Source organism: Ectobacillus sp. (assembly GCF_056992975.1).
On the sequence record NZ_JBXKMX010000053.1, the window covers coordinates 36518 to 60256 of the forward strand.

22 protein-coding genes and 1 pseudogene are annotated in these 23739 nt (G+C 37.7%); 18 read left to right on the forward strand and 5 right to left on the reverse strand.

The annotated features are described in order from the left end of the window. Positions 1 to 18: 18 nt before the first annotated feature. From AC11ZT_RS02350 to AC11ZT_RS02385, 8 genes and pseudogenes are all read left to right on the forward strand, one after another. Positions 19 to 891: a Cof-type HAD-IIB family hydrolase gene (locus tag AC11ZT_RS02350; RefSeq protein WP_484058067.1), complete on the forward strand. Its 873-nt coding sequence runs from the start codon at positions 19 to 21 to the stop codon at positions 889 to 891. A gap of 36 nt (positions 892 to 927) precedes the next feature. Beyond that, positions 928 to 1232: pseudogene (locus tag AC11ZT_RS02355) on the forward strand (coproporphyrinogen III oxidase); the annotation flags it as partial. 76 nt (positions 1233 to 1308) lie between these two features. Continuing rightward, entirely contained in the window at positions 1309 to 2865 is a 1557-nt protein-coding gene (locus AC11ZT_RS02360; RefSeq protein WP_484058068.1) for a fatty acid--CoA ligase, read from the forward strand. Positions 2866 to 3125: 260 nt separating this feature from the next. Continuing rightward, the gene (locus tag AC11ZT_RS02365; protein ID WP_484058069.1) at positions 3126 to 3803 is read left to right on the forward strand and encodes a response regulator transcription factor; all 678 of its coding nucleotides are present in this window, start codon (positions 3126 to 3128) and stop codon (positions 3801 to 3803) included. After that, positions 3800 to 5182, forward strand: coding sequence for a sensor histidine kinase (locus AC11ZT_RS02370; RefSeq protein WP_484058070.1), 1383 nt, complete (start codon positions 3800 to 3802; stop codon positions 5180 to 5182). The genes AC11ZT_RS02365 and AC11ZT_RS02370 overlap by 4 nt, the downstream gene beginning before the upstream one ends. A 209-nt stretch (positions 5183 to 5391) precedes the next feature. After that, positions 5392 to 6498, forward strand: a complete 1107-nt coding sequence (locus AC11ZT_RS02375) for an ABC transporter permease (RefSeq protein WP_484058071.1) — start codon at positions 5392 to 5394, stop codon at positions 6496 to 6498. After that, positions 6498 to 7184 (forward strand): ABC transporter ATP-binding protein, encoded by a 687-nt coding sequence (locus AC11ZT_RS02380; RefSeq protein ID WP_484058072.1) that lies wholly within the window; start codon positions 6498 to 6500, stop codon positions 7182 to 7184. Before AC11ZT_RS02375 ends, AC11ZT_RS02380 begins: the two co-directional genes overlap by 1 nt. Before the next feature lie 455 nt (positions 7185 to 7639). Beyond that, entirely contained in the window at positions 7640 to 8428 is a 789-nt protein-coding gene (locus tag AC11ZT_RS02385) for an enoyl-CoA hydratase (RefSeq protein ID WP_484058073.1), read from the forward strand. A gap of 34 nt (positions 8429 to 8462) precedes the next feature. On the opposite strand, the gene AC11ZT_RS02390 is transcribed toward AC11ZT_RS02385, so the two are convergent. Continuing rightward, positions 8463 to 8648, reverse strand: a complete 186-nt coding sequence (locus AC11ZT_RS02390; RefSeq protein ID WP_484058074.1) for a YhzD family protein — start codon at positions 8646 to 8648, stop codon at positions 8463 to 8465. Positions 8649 to 8785: 137 nt separating this feature from the next. On the opposite strand from AC11ZT_RS02390, the gene AC11ZT_RS02395 reads away from it, so the two are divergent. The 7 genes from AC11ZT_RS02395 to AC11ZT_RS02425 all read left to right on the forward strand — a co-directional run bounded on the left by AC11ZT_RS02395 (position 8786) and on the right by AC11ZT_RS02425 (position 18036). Then, positions 8786 to 10018 carry a metallophosphoesterase family protein gene (locus AC11ZT_RS02395; RefSeq protein WP_484058075.1) on the forward strand — a complete coding sequence of 411 codons (1233 nt, stop codon included), beginning with the start codon at positions 8786 to 8788 and terminating at the stop codon, positions 10016 to 10018. Beyond that, positions 10015 to 12765 carry an ATP-binding protein gene (locus AC11ZT_RS02400; RefSeq protein WP_484058076.1) on the forward strand — a complete coding sequence of 917 codons (2751 nt, stop codon included), beginning with the start codon at positions 10015 to 10017 and terminating at the stop codon, positions 12763 to 12765. Before AC11ZT_RS02395 ends, AC11ZT_RS02400 begins: the two co-directional genes overlap by 4 nt. Before the next feature lie 65 nt (positions 12766 to 12830). Beyond that, positions 12831 to 13775, forward strand: coding sequence for a 3'-5' exoribonuclease YhaM (gene yhaM / locus AC11ZT_RS02405; protein WP_484058077.1), 945 nt, complete (start codon positions 12831 to 12833; stop codon positions 13773 to 13775). Positions 13776 to 13846: 71 nt separating this feature from the next. Next, entirely contained in the window at positions 13847 to 14038 is a 192-nt protein-coding gene (locus AC11ZT_RS02410) for a sporulation YhaL family protein (protein ID WP_379970092.1), read from the forward strand. A gap of 105 nt (positions 14039 to 14143) precedes the next feature. Then, complete coding sequence (locus AC11ZT_RS02415; protein ID WP_484058078.1) at positions 14144 to 14698, forward strand: glycerol-3-phosphate responsive antiterminator; 555 nt, start codon at positions 14144 to 14146, stop codon at positions 14696 to 14698. A 45-nt stretch (positions 14699 to 14743) separates the two neighbouring features. Beyond that, complete coding sequence (gene glpK, locus AC11ZT_RS02420; RefSeq protein ID WP_484058079.1) at positions 14744 to 16234, forward strand: glycerol kinase GlpK; 1491 nt, start codon at positions 14744 to 14746, stop codon at positions 16232 to 16234. Between the two features lie 134 nt (positions 16235 to 16368). Then, a complete protein-coding gene (locus AC11ZT_RS02425) occupies positions 16369 to 18036 on the forward strand; it encodes a glycerol-3-phosphate dehydrogenase/oxidase (protein WP_484058086.1) in 1668 nt (555 codons plus the stop codon). Positions 18037 to 18077: 41 nt separating this feature from the next. Here the strand turns inward: AC11ZT_RS02425 and prsA are convergent, their stop codons facing one another. After that, a complete protein-coding gene (prsA, locus tag AC11ZT_RS02430; protein ID WP_484058080.1) occupies positions 18078 to 18950 on the reverse strand; it encodes a peptidylprolyl isomerase PrsA in 873 nt (290 codons plus the stop codon). Positions 18951 to 19264: 314 nt separating this feature from the next. Between prsA and AC11ZT_RS02435 the strand changes: the two genes are divergently transcribed. Beyond that, on the forward strand, positions 19265 to 19354 hold the full coding sequence (locus AC11ZT_RS02435; RefSeq protein WP_379970084.1) for a YjcZ family sporulation protein: 90 nt from the start codon (positions 19265 to 19267) through the stop codon (positions 19352 to 19354). A gap of 274 nt (positions 19355 to 19628) precedes the next feature. On the opposite strand, the gene AC11ZT_RS02440 is transcribed toward AC11ZT_RS02435, so the two are convergent. The 3 genes from AC11ZT_RS02440 to AC11ZT_RS02450 form a co-directional block, all read right to left on the reverse strand. After that, positions 19629 to 20186: an HTH-type transcriptional regulator Hpr gene (locus AC11ZT_RS02440; RefSeq protein WP_379970082.1), complete on the reverse strand. Its 558-nt coding sequence runs from the start codon at positions 20184 to 20186 to the stop codon at positions 19629 to 19631. Between the two features lie 140 nt (positions 20187 to 20326). After that, positions 20327 to 20689 carry a YtxH domain-containing protein gene (locus AC11ZT_RS02445; RefSeq protein ID WP_484058081.1) on the reverse strand — a complete coding sequence of 121 codons (363 nt, stop codon included), beginning with the start codon at positions 20687 to 20689 and terminating at the stop codon, positions 20327 to 20329. Between the two features lie 41 nt (positions 20690 to 20730). Continuing rightward, the gene (locus AC11ZT_RS02450; protein ID WP_484058082.1) at positions 20731 to 21162 is read right to left on the reverse strand and encodes an HIT family protein; all 432 of its coding nucleotides are present in this window, start codon (positions 21160 to 21162) and stop codon (positions 20731 to 20733) included. An 826-nt stretch (positions 21163 to 21988) separates the two neighbouring features. On the opposite strand from AC11ZT_RS02450, the gene AC11ZT_RS02455 reads away from it, so the two are divergent. Together AC11ZT_RS02455 and AC11ZT_RS02460 are read left to right on the forward strand one after the other, a co-directional pair. Beyond that, positions 21989 to 22738: an ABC transporter ATP-binding protein gene (locus tag AC11ZT_RS02455; RefSeq protein WP_484058083.1), complete on the forward strand. Its 750-nt coding sequence runs from the start codon at positions 21989 to 21991 to the stop codon at positions 22736 to 22738. Then, positions 22725 to 23739 (forward strand): ABC transporter permease (locus AC11ZT_RS02460; protein ID WP_484058084.1); only part of this gene is annotated, 1015 nt, incomplete at its 3' end. The genes AC11ZT_RS02455 and AC11ZT_RS02460, both read left to right, overlap by 14 nt.

Genomic DNA, 23739 nt, shown 5'->3' on the forward strand with positions numbered 1-23739 from the left:
CAGAAAAGGAGGCGTGTTATGATTTATCGTCTGTTGGCTATTAATATAGACGGAACGCTGCTTCGCTCGAATGGTAGATTACAAAAGGGAACGAAGGAAGCGATCGACTTTGTTCGTGACAAGGAAGTATACGTTACGTTATACACTAGCCGTAATTTTCAATCGGCAGAGCGGATAGCAAAAGCATTAAAGCTAGAGTCCATTCTTATTACACATAGCGGTTCGTTTCTATCCTCTTCCCTCGACACTCCCTTTATTCAAAATCGATTATCAGAGGAAAAAACATTTAACCTTGTGCAGGTTTTGGAACACTTTGATTGTAACATACGTATTACACATGAACGATTTTCATTAGGAAACCGCCGAAAGCTATCCTCAAATGTTATTGCACGTGCCGTTCTTTCGAATGCAGATCCCGTCTTTTATCCGATTCAATTTGTGGAATCGTTAGGAGACACTCTTCGAGATGAGCCGGTTTCTGCGCCGAAAATTGATGTCTTCTTTTCCAATAAGGAAGAAAAGGATCGTACACTTCAGACAATTCGAGAGGAATTTGACGATGTTAGCGTAAGTGAATGTTCCGATTATCGCATTGAAATTCTGCCTCTTGGCGCTTCAAAACTTCACGGCCTTCAGCTTCTTGGAGAGCATTTGAATATCGAGCTGCATGAGATGGTAGCAATTGGCGATAGTATAGATGACATTGAGGTGCTAGAGCATGTTGGATTAGGAGTAGCAATGGGAAATGCACCTCTTTCTGTCAAACATGCAGCAGACTGGATTACACGATCTAATAATGAAAATGGGGTAACTTATATGATTAAGGAACACTTTCGTAAGCAATTTCCACTTACATTCTTACAGGGATATACAAATAGTAAAAAACTTTAATCAAAACTCCTCAATTTTTGAGGAGTTTTTTTGCGTGAATTCACTTGTTTATTGGCAGAGGACTGGACAAGTGAAGACGGCTACTGACCGTATATTAATATCGGCAAAAGAATATTCTAGGCAATATAGAAAACGTTAGTTATTCTATTTTGGATCAAGGGAGCATCTAAAACATTGTCATTATGGAAGAAGTACAAACATTCATTGGACTCGGCTGTGGTGGTGCTAGTAAATTATTCATCCGAAAACAGGAGTCATTGCGCACTTTGCAAACCCGAAGGATTCAAATTTATAATGAAGGGTTCAAAAAATATACCGATTACAAGAAAAAAATTAAATGAAGACAAGAGAAGGAAGCATCCTCCTACAAATAGAATGTATATAAATGTAAAATTATGTAGGAGGTGGAAGTTTATCGTGTACATGACTGTAGGCAGAATTTTCGATTTAGCTGTGCGAAACTATCCAAATAAGGAAGCCCTCGTAGAAACAGCAAAAGGAATCCGCTATACGTATACACAATGGGATGAGCAAGTAAATAAAGTGGGAACAGCACTATTGGAAGCCGGAGTTACAAAGGGAGATACCGTATCTGTCTTTCTTTATAATTCAAGTGAGTTTGTAACCGTTTACTTTGCTTGTATGAAAGTAGGCGCAATCTTTAACCCAATTAATTATCGGTTAAAACCGAAAGAAGTAGCGTATATTCTATCTGATGCGAGTCCTAAAGTTGTTATATTTGAGAAAGCGGTTGAACCTGTAATTGCTAGTATTGAAGAGGAGTTTCCATCTGTCTCATTTTGGTATATTGAAAATAACGCACCAGACTATGCTGTCTCTTATCATGATACCGTTTCGCAGGCTTCTTCTATACTTCCGCCAATCGAAGTAGTTGAAACCGATTATTGCTCGGTTATGTATACGAGCGGTACGACAGGACGGCCGAAAGGGGTGCTTCATCGCCACCGTGAAATGGCGGAGCACAGTCTCATTTGTATGTACTATGAAAAATATACGCGAGATAGCGTAGGTCTTATTGTAGCACCTCTTTATCATTGCGGTGAGCTTCATGCAGGGCTATTATCACGTGTCCATGCAGGTGCAAAAAATGTAATCTTACATCAATTTGAAGCAAAGGAAGTATTGCACACGATTGAAATAGAAAGCATTACGACCTTCTTTGCAGCGCCAACGATGTGGAATATGCTTTTGCAAGAGAATCTAAGTGAATACAATTTAACTTCTATGAAACTAGGTGTTTATGGCGGTGCAGCTATGGCTCCGTCGCTCGTGAAGGAATGCAAGGAACGATTAAACATCGACTTAGTTCAAATTTATGGTATGACAGAGATGGGACCGGTGGTTGCGTTTCTAGTAGAAGAAGATCAGCTAACAAAAGCTGGTTCAGCCGGTACACCATGTTTTAACCATGAAATTCGAATTGTGAAGGCGCAGGAAGATCATCCATCGGATCCTGAAGATATTCTTCCTCCTTATGAAGTAGGAGAAATTATTATGCGAGGTCCAACAATGATGGCATGTTATCATAACCGAGAAGAGGCTACGGAAAAATCATTGTACAATGGATGGTATCACTCCGGTGATCTTGGTTATATGGATCAGGATGGATATTTGTATGTAGCTGATCGCGTTGATGACATGGTAATTAGCGGAGGAGTGAACATTTATCCGCGGGAAATTGAAGACTTTTTGCATAGTCATGAAGGGATTCTGGATGTAGCTGTACTTGGTGAGCCTGACGAACTTTGGGGAGAACGAGTCACTGCAGTTGTCGTTAAGAAGGACCCACGTATAACGGCAGAAGAGCTAGACGCTTATTGCAAATATAGCGATGCATTAGCTGATTATAAGCGTCCTCGTCACTACGTTTTTCTAGATGAATTACCGCGAAATGCGAGCGGGAAAATGCAGAAGTTTGTATTGCGGCAAATGTTTGCGAAATCGGTGAAATAAGCGGGATATTTTGCTTAGGATATAAGTCACCAGTTTCTTTTAAGGGTCCCTCCGACAACATTTTTGGGAATAGAAAACCTTGATTTTCCGAAGCTAAGGGAAAAATCAAGGTTATTTTTTATGTCTTTAATATCATATAGACGTGGAAAAATTCAAAACAGTAGCTGTTCGTGATACTATTGAACGGGATAATCTTCAAAAATGCCCTGAGAGCATGGGGATTCTTATAGGGACTTGTTTTTAAAGGAAGGAAGACGATAATGATACATATATTAGTAGCAGACGATGATGTTCATATTCGTAAGCTTTTACGTCATTATTTATTGCAAGAAGGATATATGATATTTGAAGGAGAAGATGGTGAGGTAGCATCACGTATTTTAGAAAAAGAGCGAATTCATTTAGCTATTGTCGATATTATGATGCCGAATAAAAATGGCTATGATTTATGTGAAGAAATTCGAGAATGTTACGACATACCGGTTCTTATTTTGTCAGCAAAAGATCAAATTATGGATAAAGAACGAGCCTTTTCAGTTGGAACGGATGATTATTTAGTAAAACCGTTTGAGCCGAAGGAATTGTTGTTTCGGTTGAAGGCACTTCTTCGGCGCTACCAAATTGCAAGCACAGAAAATATTGTGCTAAAAAATATAATAATTGATCGAAAAAGCTATGAAATCAAATGCAACGGAAGTACAATTATGCTTCCGCTAAAGGAATTTGAGCTATTAGTGCAGCTCGCTAGTTATCCAGGGCGTACGTTTACGCGTGAGCAGCTAATCGAGCTTATTTGGGGAATTGATTTTGACGGAGATATTAGAACAGTTGATGTTCATATTAAAAGATTACGTGAGCGTTTTTCAAAGCGAACAGATGATTTTATCATTTCAACAGTTCGTGGTGTCGGCTATAAGCTTGAGGTGAAAGAGGCATGAAAACATTATATGTACATTATGTTATGACGACTACTGTTATTATTATGATAAGTAGTCTTCTCGCTTTTTTTATGGCAAATGCTTATTATCAAATCCATTTAAAACCAATCAATGATCAAAAGATGACAAAAATGGGCGAGGATACAGCTGGATTTGCTGCATCCATGCCGAATAAGGATATTCCTAAATATATGGATACTTTAGCAAAAATGGGCTATCAAATATATCTAGTTGATGAACAGGGTGGAAAAACATACTTTGGTAGTTCTTTTAGAAAACAAAATATCGATAATAATGTTGTGTCCTCTGTATTAAATAGACAGATCTATCACGGGATTGCTAATTTTCCAAAAAAGCTATTCATTACTGGCTTCTTTGATAATGAATTGAGGAATACGGTTGGAATTCCTTTTCAGTCTGACGGGAAACGATATGCATTGTTTTTACGCCCCGATATTGAATTACAGTTTGGGGAAATGAGAATTTTCTTTGCACAATTATTATTATTTGGTGTTGGTTTAACAGTTTTATTTATTTTTATTAGTACACGATATATCGTGAAGCCGATTCGCAAATTGACGATGGCTACGAAGAAGATTGCAGAAGGACAATATAACATACAACTTGAAGTCAATCGTAAAGATGAAATTGGAACACTAGCACAGTCGTTCACGCGTATGACTGCAAGCTTAAAGCATTTAGAAGAGATGAGACAGGAGTTTGTTTCCAATGTTTCGCATGAAATTCAGTCTCCGCTTACATCGATTCAAGGATTTTCACAAGCGTTACGTACAGAACAAATAACTGAGGGGCAGCGTCAACAATATTTATCTATTATTGAAGAAGAAAGCAGAAGATTATCTGCAATGAGCAAGCAGCTATTAACACTGGCTTCTTTGGATAAAGAGCAAAATATATTGGAGTTAACTACATTTGATGTATCAGAACAAATCAAACAAATTTTCCTTACAACTAGATGGTATTGGCAAGAAAAAGAAATAGCAATTGATATAGATCTTCCCTCTCTATCGATTAGCGGAGACAAACGATTGTTACATCAAGTATGGATGAATTTGATTTATAACAGCATTAAGTTCACCGAGAAAGGGGGAACGATTTTTGTATCAGCGCAAATGGATAATTGCGAAGCAGTTCATGTTATTGTCGAAGATACAGGAAAAGGGATTCCCGAAGAAGATTTGCCTTACGTATTTGATAGATATTATAAAGGAGATAAATCTCGAAAACGAGAAGAAAGCGGGAGCGGGCTCGGGCTTTCCATTGTCAAGAAAATTATTGACCTTCATAAGGGAACCATTACGGTACACAGTACTATAGGAAAAGGGACGCGCTTTGAAGTTATTCTCCCTCAAATGTAAAAAAACACGAAAAAGATGGCCTAATCGCCATCTTTTTGCTTCTTTTCTAATTTTGAACAAGGATAGATGTGAATTTATGTTAAATGTTCAATTTTAAACCGTAACGGTTTGTTCACATTCTATTCATTTTCTTTCTTTATTATTTGCTTGTGGCTAGGAAATAGTTACTTCTCATTGAGAAAGAAAAAGAAAGAATGGAGTTGACAAAAATGTTTCTTGCATTACGTGAATTTAAACACGCCAAGTTTCGTTACTTGTTAATTGGATTTATTATGCTTCTTGTCGCATGGTTAACATTTATTGTGTCAGGATTAGCAAATGGACTTGCATTGGATAATGCATCGGCTTTGAAAAATATGAATGGTGATTACTTCGTCCTACAAGACAATGCAGACCAAAAACTAGCTCGCTCTTCAATCCCTAAGGATACATTAGATGAAATTCGTAAACAGGATGGAGTGAAGGAGGCCACACCATTAGCTCAAACTACTACGTCTTTCACTCAAACCGGAAAAGATAAAAAAGTAGATGTTACAATCTTTGGCATAGATTCAAAAAGTATGATTATGCCAAATATTTCAGAAGGTAGAGGAATAGAAAATACAGGTAAAAACGAAGTAGTTGTAGATGCTTCCTTGAAAGAAAAAAATGGAATTGTAATAGGTGATACTTTAGAAAATAAAGATACAAGTGTAAGTGTTACGGTTGTTGGATTTGCAAAAGGGCAAACTTTTAGTCATATGCCGGTGTTGTTTACAGATACAGATAGTTGGAATAATATGATGAAATCAACAGGAAGACAACAAAAACTATCCTACAATGCAATCGTTGTAAAAGGAAATAAAGATGTACAAAAAACAATAGAAAAAAATATCTCTCATATAGATGTTTTGACAAAAGATCAAGCAGTGCAAGGCATTCCTGGATATAAAGAAGAACAAGGTTCGCTTACCATGATGATTACATTCTTAATTGTAATTGCTGCATTTGTGCAAGCTGTATTCTTCTACGTCATTACATTACAAAAAACAAACCAATTTGGTGTATTAAAAGCAATTGGTGCAAAAACATCTTATTTAGCGAAAAACTTAATTGGTCAGGTACTAATCTTAGCTATTACAGCTATTGGAATTAGTATAGCTCTCACATTTGGCGTTAGTGCATTATTTCCAGCAGGAATGCCATTTGATTTAGGGATAGATGTGATGTTGAAATATTCTGTACTATTAATTGTTGTTGCAGTAATCGGAGCACTTTTATCTTTACAACAAATTGCAAAAATAGACGCAGTTACTGCAATTGGGAGGGTTGACTAATGACTGATAAATTAGTGCTTGAAAACATTAACAAAGTCTATGGAACAGGAGAAACAGCAGTTACCGCATTGCATCATGCATCATTACGTGTTAAAGAAGGAGAGTTTGTAGCGGTTGTAGGTCCTTCTGGTTCCGGAAAAAGTACGTTTTTATCCATCGCTGGTGCTTTACTTACTCCTACAAACGGAAAAATTTTAATTAATAACCACGATATTTCAAATCTTTCAACAAAAGAATTGAATGATGTACGTATTAATAATATTGGGTTTGTATTTCAATCCTCTAACCTCGTACCGTATTTGAATGTATTAGACCAATTGTTACTCGTACCAAGATTAGCTGGAAAATTAAGCAAGAAAGCCGAAGGGAGAGCGAAAGAATTACTAGAGCATCTAGACCTAGGACACCGAATGTATCATTATCAAGATAAGCTTTCTGGTGGAGAACGGCAACGTGTTGCCATTGCACGTGCCTTCATGAATGAACCAGAAGTAATTCTTGCAGATGAACCTACAGCTAGTCTAGATTCTAAACGCGGCAGAGAGGTTGCCGAAATGCTTGTACATGAAGTAAAAACAAAAGGAAAAGCAGCAGTTATGGTTACCCACGATGAGCGTGTTTTGGATTTATGTGACCGCATCGTAATGATTAAGGACGGGGCGTTATATGAACAAACAACAGAATGAAATTAACAGTTCCGATTTTTGGTAAAGATGTTTCAAAATTATCTTATTGTGTAAGATGACATGAACTGTAATTGAAAAAAGGATACTTTTAAATATGTCCGTTAGATATTGAAGCCCTGCTCTTTTTAAAAGAACAGGGCTTATTCATGCATAATATTAATCTATAAAAAGACAATCGAATCCGTTGTTATTCCAGGATTTTTAAAGTCAATTATTAGCGAATATCGTTCGCTTTTTACCACGCAAAATGGTAACGTCACTCGTAAGACAAATACAAGAGCGTGTGAAGCAATAGGGGTAGAAGGAGCAAATAACATGCCATGAAAAGCTATTGTAAAATGTGTATCTTGCATCAAGAAAGGTAGTCTAAAAAATAAACAGACATATAAAAAGAAGGATTTTTCATTTCTTCCTCAAATTGTATAAAGGATTAACAATTTGAGGGAGATGAGAAAATGAATGTTTCAAGTACAGCGGAAAATGTAATTATTAAATACGAGGGCAGAATTGCAACTATAATGCTAAATCGTCCGAATGTACTAAATGCGTTAGATGTACCGACCATAGCGGAGCTTTTGCGTGCGTGTCAAGTAGTTGCAGCTAGTGATGTGGATGTTGTCATTCTTTGTGGCATGGGCCGAGGATTTTCTGCAGGCGGAGATATTAAATCGATGCTCACTGACATGGATGAAAGTAAGTTTGAGCCAATTATGAATCAAATTTCAGAGCTAGTTGTAACACTCTATACCATGCCAAAGCTTGTCATTGCAGCTATTCACGGACCAACTGCTGGACTTGGTCTTAGCTTAGCATTAGCGGCTGATTATGTGATTGCAGATGCCTCATCACTCATTGCGATGAATTTCATCGGAATTGGATTAATTCCAGATGGAGGAGGACATTTCTTTCTCAATCAGCGGGTTGGAGAAGTTGTGGCCAAGCAGCTCATTTGGGAAGGAAAGCGAATGACAGCTCCCGAAGCATTAAAACTGGGAATTATCGATGAAATCACGCAGCAAGATTTTCAAGAAACCGTAAAGAAAAAAGCCGAGGAATGGCTCAAAAAGCCGGTTCGGGCTATGCTGCAAACAAAGAATATTTTCACAGAATTGAACAAAGCTACGTTGAAGCATACATTAGCACTTGAAAAAGCAGGACAAATACAAATGAGAAAGACGGAAGATCACGCCGAGGGAATTCAAGCTTTCTTAGAAAAACGTCCACCAGCTTTTATAGGAAGATAATAACAAGCCGGCCTATACTGCGCCGGCTCTTTATTTAAGAATGAAACAATAATAGTTTTCCACGGGAGTTAATGCATCGATGTGTTTGTTCTAGCACATTGTTTTCTATGAGGAGTTTTTCCCCTTTTTTCTTTGCCTCGTTATCAGTAGTAGCTGTAAAATGTTGGTCTAATACGACATTCCCGCCTTTATCAAATGCAGTTACTGTATACGTTTCCATTTTAATAGATTTCCTCCTTTGTAAAGTTAATTGAATCTTTATACTATTTTTACATATTTATGTATTTTGTGCAAAAAGAAATTCCTATAATAAAGTGCTACAATAAGATACAGCGAAATGGTAGAGGAGTTGTGTAGGTGGAACCGTTACGATTTATTCATGCAGCGGATTTACATTTAGATAGTCCGTTTAAAGGAATGGAAGTGGAATTGCCACAGGAGCTTTTTGCTAGAATGAAGGAAAGTACGTTTTCTTCCTTCTCACGAATTGTGCAAGTAGCTATTGAAGAGAAGGTAGATTTTGTTTTGCTAGCAGGAGATTTGTATGATGCAGATGCGCGTAGTATTCGGGCTCAACTTTTTCTCCGCAATGAATTACAGCGATTAGATGATTTTAACATTTCCGTATTTATCATTCACGGAAATCATGATCATCTGGGTGGAAGCTTTGCAGAAATAGAGTTTCCCTCTAACGTAACTGTGTTTGAAAAAGATACGGTGGAGTATAAGCCTTTTTATAAAAATAATCAGTTGTCTGCATACATATATGGTTTTAGTTATCTACAACAAGCAGTACTTGAAAATATGACATCCCAATATGAAAAGACCGAGCAAGCTCCCTTCCACATCGGGATGCTTCATGGAAGTGTGGAGGAAGCGAGCGATCATAGCCGATATGCTCCGTTTTTAGTGCGGGAATTACTCGATAAACAATTTGATTATTGGGCACTCGGACATATTCATAAGCGAAATGTACTATATGAGCAGCCGCCTATTATTTATCCTGGAAACATTCAAGGAAGACATCGTAAGGAAACAGGAGAGAAAGGCTGCTATCTTGTTACCCTTGGGTCTAGCGTTTCTTATACGTTCGTACCGACTGCAGATGTTATTTGGGAGGAAGCTTCTATTTCCATAGAAGGGTTGCTGTACATAGATGAATTGCTAGAGAAATGCTACTCCATGGTAAAACAGATGCGCAGAAAAAATGAAGGAACGCTTGTTATTTTAACCTTTACAGGATATGGGGAGCTATCGATTTATTTGCAAGATCCAAAACAGCTTGAAGAAATCGTTCAGCTTTTGCAAAGGCAAGAGGATAGGCAGTTTGTTTATGTAGTAAAGTGCTACAATCATACTCTTTCTAATGATGCGATGGAAGTAATGAAACAAGAAAGTCATTTTATTGGAGAACTGCTGCAGGAAGTAGAATCGTGCACCTATTTGGAGTCGATTATAAAACCACTTTGGCAAAGCGGGGCAGCAAAAGCAATCGATGTATTTAACGAGGAAGAAAAAGAGGAAATACTGCAAGAAGCAAAACGTATTATGTTACGTGAATTAGTAGCAGGAAGAGGGGATGTAAGGTGAAGCTTGAAAAACTCCATATATACGGATACGGAAAGTTACAAGATGTACAGCTGTCTCTCTCTTCCGTTACAATCTTGTACGGAGAAAATGAAGCAGGAAAATCGACAATTCGTTCGTTTATTAAAAGTATTTTATTTGGATTTCCTACGCGTGGACAACTTCGCTATGAACCGAAAGAAGGCGGTGCGTACGGCGGGGCCATTACGATACAGAGTGAGCAATATGGGCACATTCGTGTGGAACGAATTCCTAAAACAGCAAGCGGAGAGGTCACGGTTTATTTTGAAGATGGCTCTAAGGGAGGAGAATTAGAGCTAAAGCAACTGCTACAAGGACTAGATAGCTCCTTATTTGAATCGGTGTTTTGTTTTGATATGCACGGACTCCAAAACATCCATCAAGTGAAAAAGGAAGAACTCGGAAGCTATCTGTTTTCTGCAGGCGCTGTTGGAACAGATACGCTGCTACATATGGAGAAAAAACTTGATCGTGAAATGGAAGTATTGTTTAAACCAAATGGAAGAAAGCCAGCTATTAACGTTGGTTTGTCAAATTTACATAAATTGAAAGAATCCTTTCAAGCGTGGCAAAAGAAAATTGGACAGTATGAAAAATGGCAGCAATTGAAAAAAGAGGGCGAACTACAATTAGAGAAGATGCAACAGGAAAAGCAAAGACGAAATCGTTTGATAAAAGACAATGAAACGATGATTACTCTTGCACCGCTATTGCTAGAAAAACAAAAGCATGAGGATTTTCTTGCTACAATACTCGAAACGTCATTTCCAGCACAAGGTGTTCTGCGCTATGAACAATTGCTTGCAAAGTGGAGACCTGTGCAGCTTCGTCTGCAAATATTAGCAGATAAAATAGAAGAAGGAAAGAAAGAAGCACGGATGTGTTCGGTTAACGAGGAGCTCCTGCAAAAGGAAGTAGAGATTGAAGAATGTCGTCTTAAGCAACTCTCCTACGAACAAGCAATGAAAGAACAAACGGTTAATGAAACTAGAATGGAGCAAATGAAGGAAGAAATAGAAGGATTGCAGCGTAGTATAGGCTTGCTGCAAGAGAAGGCTTTCTTTTTGCAACTTGATACGAGCTTGGCTGCAAAGGAGAATTTGACTAGTATGTTGCAGCAAGCGCAGCGCTTAGAGGAGCAAAAGCAGCAGTTGGATGAACGATTTTTGCATGCGAAGGATGAGTTAGATGAACAAGAGCAGCATCTGCGTGATATAAAGGAACGTATGAAAAATTCGAATAAGAGATCTTCCTCTGTGAAGCAAAAGAATGTACCAATTCTATATTTTATACTTGCAATTCTAGCTGGTAGTCTAGTTGCCTTTCTTACGAATCAGATTATGTACGGAACGATTATTTTTTTACTTACTATTGTCGCTTTCTTTGTATACTACCGAAAACCTTCCAATGTTCAGGATATGGAACTAAGGCAAGTCATGGACCGAGAAGAATTTAAATTGCAGCAGGCAGAGAAAAACTATGAACGAATTCTAAAACAGTATGAAGAGTGGGAACAGTCTTCCTTTAGTATAGAGAAAAACTTAAAAACATGGAAAAGACAGTATGGATTAGCTGATGCCTTTTCTTATAGACAGCTTCTGACTGTATTGGAGCGAGTTGAAAAAATTAAAAATCTTTATCGAGAATATGAAAAGGCTTCGCAGAAAAAGAATTCATTACAAAGAGAAATTCAGCAATTTCAAAGTAAACTAGATGAGCTGCAAAACTTTTTTCAAATAGAGGAAGAACGAGCGAGCGACAGTCTCTATCAGATGAGGGAAATTGTAAAGAAAGAGCAGCAACAGAAGTTGGAAAACAAGCAGCTTCTTGAAAAAATTACAGAATGGGAAGAGGAACAACAGGAGCTGCTTCATAACAATAAGATACTGCAAAACGAGCGAGATGTACTTTGGAACGCAGCATCTTCTCATAACGAAGAGGAATTTTACGCACGGGGAAAACAGGACGAGGAAAAGCAAGCAACTCTAAAGCAAGTATCGTTTCTCACGACACAAATACAGTTGTTACAAGAACGAGTAACGGAACTTAATATATCAGATCATCGAATATGGATAGAGGATTATCATGATCTGCTACAGAAACAGCGCAGTCATTTGGATACATTGCTTATGGAAGAACAAACGCTACAGCGTAATTTAGCACACTATCAGGCGGAAATTACAGGACTGGAAGAAGGAAGCACCTATTCCGATTTGCTACATGAATGGGAAGCAAAAAAATCGATTATTCGAGAGCAAATGAAGCAATGGGCAGCTTATGCAACTGCTAAACATGTACTGATGAAAACAAAGGAACGCTATCAGCAGGTGAAATTACCACGCATGCTAGAAAGAGCCGAGAAATATTTTAGCCATGTAACAAGTGGTCAGTATGTGAAGCTATTTGCGCCAAATCAAGAGCAGTCTTTTCTTGTAGAGAGATACGACGGGATGCGTTTTGCTGCCTATGAGCTTAGCCAAGCAACGGCAGAACAGCTATACTTATGTTTGCGATTTGCATTAGCGGATACGTTTGATGGAAATATTCCATTAATAATTGATGATAGCTTTGTGCATTTTGACAATTTACGAGTAAAGCAGACTTTATCCTTATTGCGAGATCTTTCTAGAACAAGACAAATTCTATTTTTCACATGTCATGAAGGGTTTCTTTCTTACTTTTCAGAGGATGAGACGATACGCTTGCAAGAGAAGAGAAATGTCGTCTGATATTGTGATATGGAAGTTTTTTGTATGATATACTATTGATAATTGGACATTTTGGAGGACTACACATGAAAAAAAAGATTATGCAATATGACGTCGGAGAACAGGTAGATGTATTATTGCTCATTAAATCATCGGTACGGGGAATTGCCAGTAATGGAAAACCCTTTTTAACACTTATGCTTCAAGATCAAAGTGGAGAAATTGAAGCAAAGGTATGGGACATTTCAAAGGATGATGAACAGCGCTATGCATCTGAGAAGATCGTAAAGGTAGCAGGTGATATATTAAATTATAAAGGACGCATTCAACTAAAGCTAAAGCAAATTCGCGTACTTCAGCCAGAAGAAGCACCGGAAATATCAGAATTTGTGGAACGCGCTCCTATTCCAAAACAAACGATGCAAGATACGATTACTCAATATGTGTTTGAAATGCGCAATCCAATGCTTCAAAGAATTACAAGACATCTGTTGAAGAAATACCAGGATCGATTTTTAGAATATCCAGCTGCTACAAAAAATCATCATGAATTCGTATCTGGCTTGGCCTACCATGTTGTATCTATGTTAAATTTAGCGAAAGCGATAGCTGGATTATATCCATCACTAGATAAAGACTTGTTATATGCAGGTGTTATTTTACATGATCTTGGTAAAGTTATTGAACTATCAGGTCCGATTTCAACAACATATACGGTGGAAGGAAATTTATTAGGTCATATTTCCATCATGGTTAGTGAAATATCAAAAGCTGCCGATGAACTTTCCATTGAAGGAGAAGAAGTGGTAATTTTACAACATATTGTTCTAAGTCACCATGGTAAAGGGGAATGGGGCAGTCCGAAGCCGCCGATGATTCGCGAAGCAGAAATTCTTCATTATATCGATAATCTAGATGCGAAAATGAACATGATGGATCGTGCGCTCAGCCGTGTGAAACCAGGCGAATTCTCCGATCGTGTATTTGCGCTAGACAATCGCTCCTTCTATAAACCAAAATTTCACGAATAAGGTATACATCCAGTCCTCCGTTCATACAGTGTAGTATAAAGCTTGTCTACGAATGAAGGGAGAGCATTGAGATGCCTTTATGGGTGTATGTTGTAATTATTGGAATTGTTATAAGTGGATTTATGACTTTGTATACGTCTAAAAAAGAAGAGAATCTTGATCGTGAGTTTATTGAACGTGAAGGTGAAATATATATAGAAAGAATGCGTGCGGAACAAGAAAAACGTATGGACGAAAAGGACGATCATTCAGTTTTGCTATAAATAGCTACGTGCAGAAAAAGGAAAGCTTCTTTTTCTGTACGTCTTTTTTGTATACAATGAAATTACATGTACGTAAGAAAACATAGGTGTATGAAGGAGAGACTAATGGAATTTCATGAGATTTTGCCTGCTGTTCGTCATATTAAGGATTTAGAAAAACTAGTAACTAGCAAGTATACATTTATAGTCTTGCTAGATTTGCATGTGGGTCAGTTGAAAAGTGTCATGACACTAGCAAAAAAGCATGGGAAAAAAGTTTTTTTACATTTAGACTTAATTCATGGATTGCAAAGTGATTCCTATGGAGTTGAATACGTATGCCAAGAATTTCATCCCTATGGCATTCTTTCAACAAAGGCAAATGTAATTGTAAAGGCAAAGCAAAAAGGGGTTGTAGCAATACAACGCATTTTTTTAATTGATTCTAGTTCCCTTACAAAAAGCTATGCCTTGCTAGAAAAGACAAAGCCAGATTATATTGAGGTACTTCCAGGCTTGCTCACTGATATTATTACTGAGGTTAAGGCGAATACGGGTATTCCCATTTTAGCTGGTGGATTTATTCGTTCGTTACAAGACGCCCGGCAGGCAATTGATGCGGGAGCAACCGCTGTAACCACCTCAAACGAGAAGCTATGGAAAGAATATATGGAAAATTAGCGTCCTATTATATTTGAAAATACATAGATGAGAGGGGTATCCTTCATGCAAACGTATATGTTATCACTCGATCAAGGAACTACGAGTTCACGGGCCATCTTGTTTAATAAGCAAGGGGAAATCATCCATAGTGCACAAAAGGAATTCACGCAGCATTTTCCAAAGCCAGGCTGGGTAGAGCATAATGCAAATGAAATTTGGGGATCCGTGCTTGCTGTTATTGCGAGCTGCTTGAGCGAAGCTGATGTTCGTCCTTCCCAAGTGGCAGGGATTGGTATAACGAATCAACGAGAAACGACCGTTATTTGGGATAAGCATACGGGCAAACCGATTTATAATGCGATTGTTTGGCAATCTCGTCAAACGGCAGCCATTTGTGAAGAGTTGAAATCACAAGGGTATTCCTCGATGGTTCGAGAAAAAACTGGCCTACTCATTGACGCATATTTCTCTGGAACAAAGGTGAAATGGATATTAGATCATGTAGAGGGAGCGCATGAAAAAGCAGAACGAGGTGAATTGTTATTTGGAACAATTGACACGTGGATTACTTGGAAGTTAACAGGCGGAGCGACTCATGTAACCGATTATTCCAATGCATCTCGTACGATGATGTACAATATTTACGATTTAAAGTGGGATGAGGAATTGCTTGCGATGTTAACGATTCCGAAAAATATGCTACCGACTGTTCGTCCGTCTTCTGAAATCTATGGATATACGGCAGCCTATCATTTCTTTGGACAGCAAGTACCGATTGCAGGTATTGCCGGAGATCAGCAGGCTGCTTTATTTGGACAGGCTTGCTTTACAGCAGGTATGGCGAAAAACACATACGGAACGGGCTGTTTTATGCTCATGAATACAGGCAAACAGGCAGTTGCATCTAAAAGAGGATTGCTAACAACGATTGCATGGGGATTAAATGGAAACGTAGTTTATGCGTTGGAGGGAAGTATTTTCATAGCAGGATCAGCAATTCAGTGGCTTCGAGATGGAATGCGCATGATTAAGGAAGCAAAAGAAAGCGAATTATACGCACAAAGAGTAGATTCAACTGATGGGGTATACGTGGTTCCAGCTTTTGTTGGATTGGGTACACCTTACTGGGATAGTGATGTACGCGGTGCAGTGTTTGGAATTACACGCGGTACAACAAAGGAACATTTTATTCGTGCTACGCTTGAGTCATTGGCTTATCAAACAAAGGATGTGCTTGGTGCAATGGAGGCGGATTCTGAAATTGCCTTAAAAGCGCTACGTGTTGACGGCGGAGCAGTGAAAAATAATTTTCTAATGCAATTTCAAGCAGATATGCTAGGTGTGCCAGTAGAACGCCCTGTAGTAAACGAAACGACTGCGCTTGGAGCAGCGTATTTAGCTGGTCTGGCGGTTGGATATTGGGCTAGTCAAGAGGAAATAGCACGGCAGTGGCAGATTGACAAGGCGTTTACACCGACTATGCCGAAGGAGCAAAGCACGAAGCTATATGCAGGTTGGAAAAAGGCGATTGAAGCAACGAAAGTTTTCAAATAGAAAATGATGTAGTATACTAAACATAAGTTAATAAATTGGCAGGAGAATGAGAGAGACCGCATTGCACTATGAAAGCATATTTTATAGTGTTACTTGCGGTCTTTTCTCTTTTTTAAGGGGGAAACAGGATGAGCATGCTATTTTCAACTATGCAAAGAAAAGAAATTCTTACAAGTGTGAATCAGCTACATGTCGATGTCATTATAATTGGCGGAGGAATTACGGGTTCAGGAATTGCTTTAGATGCGACCACAAGAGGGATGTCTACGGTTCTATTTGAAATGCAGGATTTCGCTGCAGGTACATCCAGTCGTTCTACGAAGCTTGTTCATGGAGGATTACGTTATTTAAAACAATATGAAGTAAAAATGGTGGCCGAGGTAGGGAAGGAACGCGCAATTGTATATGAAAATGGACCCCATGTCACTACACCAGAGTGGATGCTTCTTCCTATTCATAAAGGAGGGACATTTGGAAAATTTAGTACGTCACTTGGGCTGCGTGTCTATGACTTTTTAGCGGGAGTTAAACGTGGTGAACGTCGTTCCATGCTAAATCGGGAACAAACCATAAAACGGGAGCCGCTAATCAAGAAAGAAAATCTGAAGGGTGGCGGCTATTATGTGGAATATCGTACCGATGATGCTAGGTTGACTATTGAAGTCTTGAAGGAAGCAGTCGCACTTGGTGCCAAGGCAGTGAACTATACAAAGGTAGAAGAACTTCTGTATGAAGGGAAAAAAGTAGTGGGGGTACGTGTTGTGGATCAGCTTGATCAAAACACGTACGAAGTGTATGCCAAAAAAATTATAAATGCAACAGGGCCATGGGTAGATCACTTACGGGAAAAAGATCATTCAAGAACAGGAAAACGATTACAGCTATCGAAAGGAATCCATATTGTTATTGATCAAAAGCGGTTCCCTTTACAACAAGCTATATATTTTGATACGCCAGATGGAAGAATGGTGTTTGCTATTCCAAGAGATGGAAAAGCATACGTAGGCACGACCGATACATTTTATGATTTGGATGCTATTAACCCCAAAATGACCATAGCTGATCGAAAATATGTAATCGATGCTATTAATTATATGTTCCCATCCGTGAATATCACCGAGCAGGACATTGAATCTAGCTGGGCAGGGGTTCGCCCGCTTATCTACGAAGAAGGGAAAAATGCGTCTGAAATTTCTCGTAAGGATGAAATCTGGCAATCGGACAGTGGACTTATTACAATTGCTGGTGGAAAATTAACGGGATATCGAAAGATGGCAGAAATGGTAGTAGATGTAGTTACATCCCTTTTAGAAAAGGAAGGGGATCATTCGTACCTTGCATGTCAAACGAAGTACTTACCTATATCAGGTGGTAATATGGAAGGCGGATATGAATCCTTTATAAAGAAAAAGGAAAGAGAAGGTAGAGACTACGGATTAACAAAGGAACAAGCGCATTATTTTGCCTGCTTTTATGGCTCGAATGTCGATATTTTATTTAAATTGGCAAAAAAATATAGCAAGCAAGACGTGGGTATGCCTTTAGACGTATTTTTACCACTTATTTATAGCATGGATTATGAAATGGTTACAAAGCCAATTGACTTTTTTATTCGTCGAACAGGCGCATTATTCTTCAAAATTGACTGGGTTCATACATGGAAGGATGATGTTATTAATTATATGGCAAGACGTTTACATTGGAGTCCGAACGTGAAGAAGAAATATACGGATGAATTAGAACAAGCGTTACGAGATGCAGTTGTGCCTATCGATGCACAGAATACTTTAGCAGGAGCATAAAAAAAAGGAGTGATTAAAATCACTCCTTTTTTGCAGTTCTATTATTGACCAGTAGTTGTTTGACCAGTAGTTTGACCAGTCGATTGTGCTGGTGCAGGATTTAAAGCATCTTTTAAATCCTTATCTTCTACAGTTGCATTTACTTTCTTAAATTCTTTATCAACGAAATCGTTCATAAATGTAGTATCTTGCATTTTTGTATCAACTAATTGGGAACGAATAGTTTCTTTTACTTGATCAAATGGTTGTAATGGCTTAATGTCAGTCACTTTAATGATGTGATAACCATATTGTGTTTTAACTGGATCACTAACTTGATCCTTTTGCAATTTATAAGCAGCAGCTTCAAATTCAGCTACCATCTTGCCAGAAGTAAAGTAGCCTAAATCGCCGCCTTTATCTTTTGAACCTGTATCTGTTGAATATTGTTTTGCTAAATCTTCGAAGGATTGACCTTGATTTAATAAATCTTTTACTTTTTTCGCAGTTGCTTCATCAGCCACAAGAATATGGCTTGCTTTAATTTCAGGCTTGTAATGATCCTTTAACTCTTGATCTGTAATACTAGCTCCAACCGCTTTCTTAAGTGCAAGGCTTGCGCGAATTTGCTCTTTGAATGAAGCTTGTGTCATACCGCTTTGTTTTAGAAGAGTATCAAATTGATCTCCATATTGTTGCTTTGCTTTATCAAATTCAGTTGAAATTTCTTTATCAGTTACGTTGTAATTTTTTGAGAATACTTTTTGGATTGTGAGTTGTTTTAGTACGCTAGCTCCAGCTTGTTGTTTCATAGCGTCGTAAAACTCAGTTTTCGTCACGTTCCCTGCATTTGATTTTACTACCACATCAGAGCTACCGCAGGCAGAAAGTGCGAGTACGCTTGTAGCTGCTAGCGCAATTAGTACTTTTTTCATTCTATAACACTCCTACATATTTTTTTAGTATCAGTATGTTCAAATAGTACAACAAATAATATAACATACTTCCCAATGTTTTCATATGGACAAGCCTAAATATGGATGATTCTTAACAGTACGTTAAAAATAGGATAGATTATGAGCTTGTACATATTTTTAATTGTACATAGATAATTTTTTTGAAAGACTAGAATTTCTTACTATATGGAGTGTTGCATGCTTATAATAATCACCTTAAATAGGTTATAGCCTACTCCTTTATTTCACATGATGCATAGTATAGGGTACAGAGCGTAAAGGAGGTGTCAGTAATGAGCGGTGGATACGGATACTCTGGTGGCTTTGCGTTAATTGTCGTTTTGTTTATTCTTTTAATTATCGTTGGAGCAGCTTGGCTGTAAGAAACTAATGTAAAGTTTAAAAACTATTCCGGTCAGCAATTGTTGACCGGATGATTTTATTAACTAGGACATAATGGAAAGTTACCATTAGAAAGCTTTCATTTCGAAATATATTTCATCGTTAGTATGTGGGATTGCGGTGGATATAATATTCGTAGATGAAGAAATCGAAGGAAAGATTGGTGAATGGTACGTTATCAATCAATTATGCAAATAGAGCGCTTCCAAAAAAAGATAAGAAGGATAGAGAAAGCTTAAAAATAAAGAGTAAAGATTATTTCTTTATTAGCTTTTTGTCCTTCTCAATGAAATTTTCTTCAATGTTCTCTAATGATTTTTCAAAGATATCGATAAACTCTTGCCCATATATATTTCGTAAAATGGCCATTAATTCAATATTTTCTGGAAATTTACCATAGAAATCACGTAGAGCAAGTGCACCATTGAAGATAGAGTTTTGCTCGGGTACGTATTCTTCCATGAGTTTTAGAATTAGTTCCTCGCCCTTTTCTGTTATTTCAATGTACGTATTGCGTTTGTCGTCTTCCTTCTTAGAAAACACAAGAAGTCCTCGTTCTTCTAGCTTTTTTGAAAAGTTGAATGCAGTAGACACATGCATTACACCAAACTTTGCAATTTCAGAAATAGAAGCTCCCTTTAAATGATACGCAATCGAAAGGATATGATGTTCATTTATATTTAGATCATATGGCTTAATCCATTGCTGCCAATCTTTTTCTACACTTTTCCATAATGCTTTGGAAAGCTGAGCAATACGTTGGCTGAATATAAGAGCTTCTTTAACGGAATAGTTTTTTTCCCCATTACTCATTGACTCACCTACTTTTTTGTTTATCTACTATAGCATCTATTATGCCAGTAAAATAAAAATTAATAAAGTACTTTTGTAAGAATTGTAAAAAAATTTTGTATAAGCCAGAACTTTCCAGTTCTGGCCCGTTATTCATGTACTTAATTTTTTTGTATGATATTTTTTTGCAAGGAATCAAGCGATTGTTGAATTTCTAGTATTTCTTTCTGAATATTCTCTTTATTTGGTTCTGTTTCCTGCTTCCAAGAAGAAAATGTTTTTTGAATATCATTTTTAAGTTCAATAAAAACATCTTTACTTTCTTCGGCTGTTTGAATAATTTGATCTTTAAGCTGAATAGAGTCAGATTTAATTTCATCTAGAGAATTTATTAAGTCATCGCTTTTCCGCTTTATGGAATAACGCAAGTCTTTTCCTGATGATGGTGCTGCAAGCAAAACAGTAACAGCAGCAACAGCTCCCCCGCAAAGAAGCCCAGTTAGAAATGCTTTATAATTTGACATGATTCTACCTCCTTATATATACATACTATAACAACGTGACTTTAAAGATGACTTGCGATGGAATCTGCCATATTTTTCAGTTTTTCAGGTGTGTAGGTTTCATAATGCGTTTTCCAAGTAAGACCAAAGCTATTGTCGTTTTCATATCTTGGAATTAAATGAATATGGAAGTGAAACACACTTTGGCCAGCTTTTTCACCGTTATTGTTAAGCACATTTAAACCAACCGGTTCGTATTGTGCTTTAAGAGCATTTGCAATTTTTGGTACAGCTTTGAATACGTTTTCAGAAATGTCTGATGTTAACGCAAAAACATCTTGTTTATGTACTTTCGGAATGACGAGCGTGTGCCCTTTTGTAACCTGACTAATATCTAAAAAAGCGAGCACATGTTCATCCTCATACACTTTTGCACTTGGAATGTCTCCCTTAATAATTTTGCAAAAAATACAATCTTTCTCTGAATGATTCATATCGTTCACCCTTTCTAATTGTCTTACCCGTATCTTACCATAATTACACAACAGACAAAATAAGAAAAGTGGAATCGGCTTGTTCAGCTCTGGAGGGCGAGGGTTCTCTGACCGGAAAGAGCTAGCCGATGGAACTAGACAAAGAAAAGCAGAACCGGCTCGTTCAGTCCCGTAGGGCAGAAGTTCCTCCCCCAAAAAGGCGCTTTATGCCTTTATGGGGGAGGGTTTTCTGACCGGAAGGGACTAGCCGGCGTAGCTAGACAAGAAAAGCGGACCCAGCTCGAACTGCTCCGGAGAACAGAAGTTCCCAATTACAATAAATAAAAAACAGGAAGCAGAGCTTCCTGTTTAATGAAGAAGGTATGTTGAATCATCGCTTGTGCACCTTTTGGAGACACCTCATTTACTGGAAAAATGTTTGCATTGTTTCTTCGCTACTCTGCTAGAAACACCTCATTTGTAGTTGAAGTATATGCTATTTTCCTGTGAATTTCTTTTTGTTCTTTCTTTGTCCTATTAGAGAATGCATCTAACTCTTGTGGAATACAGATCTACTCTCCTCGAGACACCTCATTTCGAACAAAATGCGTCGTTTTCCATATATAGTCCTTAGCGGACACCCCATTTCGATGATAAAGAATGAAACATTCATTTTCATTACGTTCTGGGACTTTTGTTCAACAATTTCCTTCTTCCTTCATTAATGTAACCAGGTCAGAAAGAAATATACACATGATTTTTTTACACATGTAAGAAATCTTAGGTAGAGCGGACTGTTTTTTGGTAAGATAAGGATACATCATCCACATAAAGAAAGGATGGAACTATGAATTCATTATTAGAAGTGCAACACGTTACTGGAGGTTATTCAAAACGACCTGTACTACAGGATATTTCATTTTCGGTTAAGCCTGGCGAGCTTGTGGGGCTAATAGGACTAAATGGTGCTGGTAAAAGTACGACAATTAAGCATATTATTGGTCTTATGACACCAAGACAAGGGAGCATCACGATACAGGGGAAAACATTTCAAGATGATCCAACTCTTTATCGAGGTAGCTTTACGTACATTCCGGAGTCTCCCATTTTATATGATGAATTGACATTGGAGGAACATTTACAGCTAACCGCAATGGCGTATGGTGTGGAAGAAAAGCAATATGAAGAAAGAATAAAACCATTATTAGAAGAATTTCGGATGAGTAATCGATTAAAATGGTTTCCCTCTCATTTTTCAAAAGGAATGAAACAAAAGGTAATGATTATGTGTGCCTTTCTTGTACAGCCGTCGCTCTATATTATCGATGAGCCATTTCTTGGTCTAGATCCGCTTGGTATTCAATCTTTACTGGAACTTATGGGACGAATGAAAAAAAGCGGGGCTGGCATTTTAATGAGTACACATATTTTAACAACGGCAGAGAAACATTGTGATGCATTTATCATTTTACATCATGGGCAGGTGGTGGCAAAGGGGAGCTTGCAAGACTTGCGGCAACAATTCTCCATGCCAGGAGCATCGCTTGATGATCTCTATATTGAATTAACAAAGGAAGAAAATCATGAACACAGTTGAATTGTGGAAGAAGCGATTTAAACTTTTTGTGAAAGAAATGAGAACGTACGGGAAATATATTTTCAATGATCATCTTAAGTTTGTACTTATATTTGCAATTGGGATTGGGGCTTACTATTATCATGCATGGCTGCAAACATTGTCGCCCTCCTTTCCGACTACTTGGCTTATGACCATCATTTTTTCATTTGTTGTGACCAATGGAAGTGTTCAAACGTTTGTTAAGCGACCCGATATTGTTTTTTTACTTCCAATAGAAGAGAAAATGAAGTCCTATTTCAAAATGGCTTTTTCTTTTTCTTATTTCGTTCAATTGCTGCTGGTTTTAGTGGTTGGGCTGGTGCTAGCTCCGCTTTATAACCATCAATATAAGGAAATGATGTCTACATACGTAATATTGCTTGTTTTGCTGGCAATCGTGGCATGCTGGAATTTACTGGTCGTATGGGAACAAACGTATCTGTTGGATGAACGAGTCCGGATCTTCGATTACGTTATTCGGTTTGGACTATCATTTGCCTTTACATTTAGCCTTCTAAGTAAAGTGTCTGTTATATACACGGCAATTATTGTGTTCGGAATGGGTGTGTATTTGTTCTCTTTATATCGTAGAAAAGGGAAACAAGGATATAATTGGGATTATCTTATTGATGATGAAGAGAAAAAAATGCTATTGTTGTATCGAATTGCTAATTTATTTACGGATGTTCCGCAATTAAAGGAACGAGTGAAAAGAAGAAAATGGCTTGATATCATAGCTAAAACGGCGTCCTTTTCAAAACAAAATACGTACTCTTTCCTATATATTCGAACATTTTTAAGATCAGGGAGCTATTTCGGTATGTTTGTTAGACAAATTATTCTTGGTAATGTGATCGTCTATTACGTACCGTTTCTATATGCAAGGATTTTTATCAGCCTTTTATTTATTTATATAATCGCATACCAGTTGCTTAGCTTGGCGAAGCATTATCACGTCACACTTTGGGTAAATTTATATC

Coding starts and splice junctions, on each gene's coding strand:
- AC11ZT_RS02350 (WP_484058067.1), top strand. CDS start 19: ATGATTTATCGTCTGTTGGCTATTAATATAGACGGAACGCTGCTTCGC.
- AC11ZT_RS02365 (WP_484058069.1), top strand. CDS start 3,126: ATGATACATATATTAGTAGCAGACGATGATGTTCATATTCGTAAGCTT.
- AC11ZT_RS02370 (WP_484058070.1), top strand. CDS start 3,800: ATGAAAACATTATATGTACATTATGTTATGACGACTACTGTTATTATT.
- AC11ZT_RS02375 (WP_484058071.1), top strand. CDS start 5,392: ATGTTTCTTGCATTACGTGAATTTAAACACGCCAAGTTTCGTTACTTG.
- AC11ZT_RS02380 (WP_484058072.1), top strand. CDS start 6,498: ATGACTGATAAATTAGTGCTTGAAAACATTAACAAAGTCTATGGAACA.
- AC11ZT_RS02385 (WP_484058073.1), top strand. CDS start 7,640: ATGAATGTTTCAAGTACAGCGGAAAATGTAATTATTAAATACGAGGGC.
- AC11ZT_RS02390 (WP_484058074.1), bottom strand. CDS start 8,648: ATGGAAACGTATACAGTAACTGCATTTGATAAAGGCGGGAATGTCGTA.
- yhaM (WP_484058077.1), top strand. CDS start 12,831: ATGAAAAAAAAGATTATGCAATATGACGTCGGAGAACAGGTAGATGTA.
- AC11ZT_RS02410 (WP_379970092.1), top strand. CDS start 13,847: ATGCCTTTATGGGTGTATGTTGTAATTATTGGAATTGTTATAAGTGGA.
- AC11ZT_RS02415 (WP_484058078.1), top strand. CDS start 14,144: ATGGAATTTCATGAGATTTTGCCTGCTGTTCGTCATATTAAGGATTTA.
- glpK (WP_484058079.1), top strand. CDS start 14,744: ATGCAAACGTATATGTTATCACTCGATCAAGGAACTACGAGTTCACGG.
- AC11ZT_RS02425 (WP_484058086.1), top strand. CDS start 16,369: ATGCTATTTTCAACTATGCAAAGAAAAGAAATTCTTACAAGTGTGAAT.
- prsA (WP_484058080.1), bottom strand. CDS start 18,950: ATGAAAAAAGTACTAATTGCGCTAGCAGCTACAAGCGTACTCGCACTT.
- AC11ZT_RS02435 (WP_379970084.1), top strand. CDS start 19,265: ATGAGCGGTGGATACGGATACTCTGGTGGCTTTGCGTTAATTGTCGTT.
- AC11ZT_RS02440 (WP_379970082.1), bottom strand. CDS start 20,186: ATGAGTAATGGGGAAAAAAACTATTCCGTTAAAGAAGCTCTTATATTC.
- AC11ZT_RS02445 (WP_484058081.1), bottom strand. CDS start 20,689: ATGTCAAATTATAAAGCATTTCTAACTGGGCTTCTTTGCGGGGGAGCT.
- AC11ZT_RS02450 (WP_484058082.1), bottom strand. CDS start 21,162: ATGAATCATTCAGAGAAAGATTGTATTTTTTGCAAAATTATTAAGGGA.
- AC11ZT_RS02455 (WP_484058083.1), top strand. CDS start 21,989: ATGAATTCATTATTAGAAGTGCAACACGTTACTGGAGGTTATTCAAAA.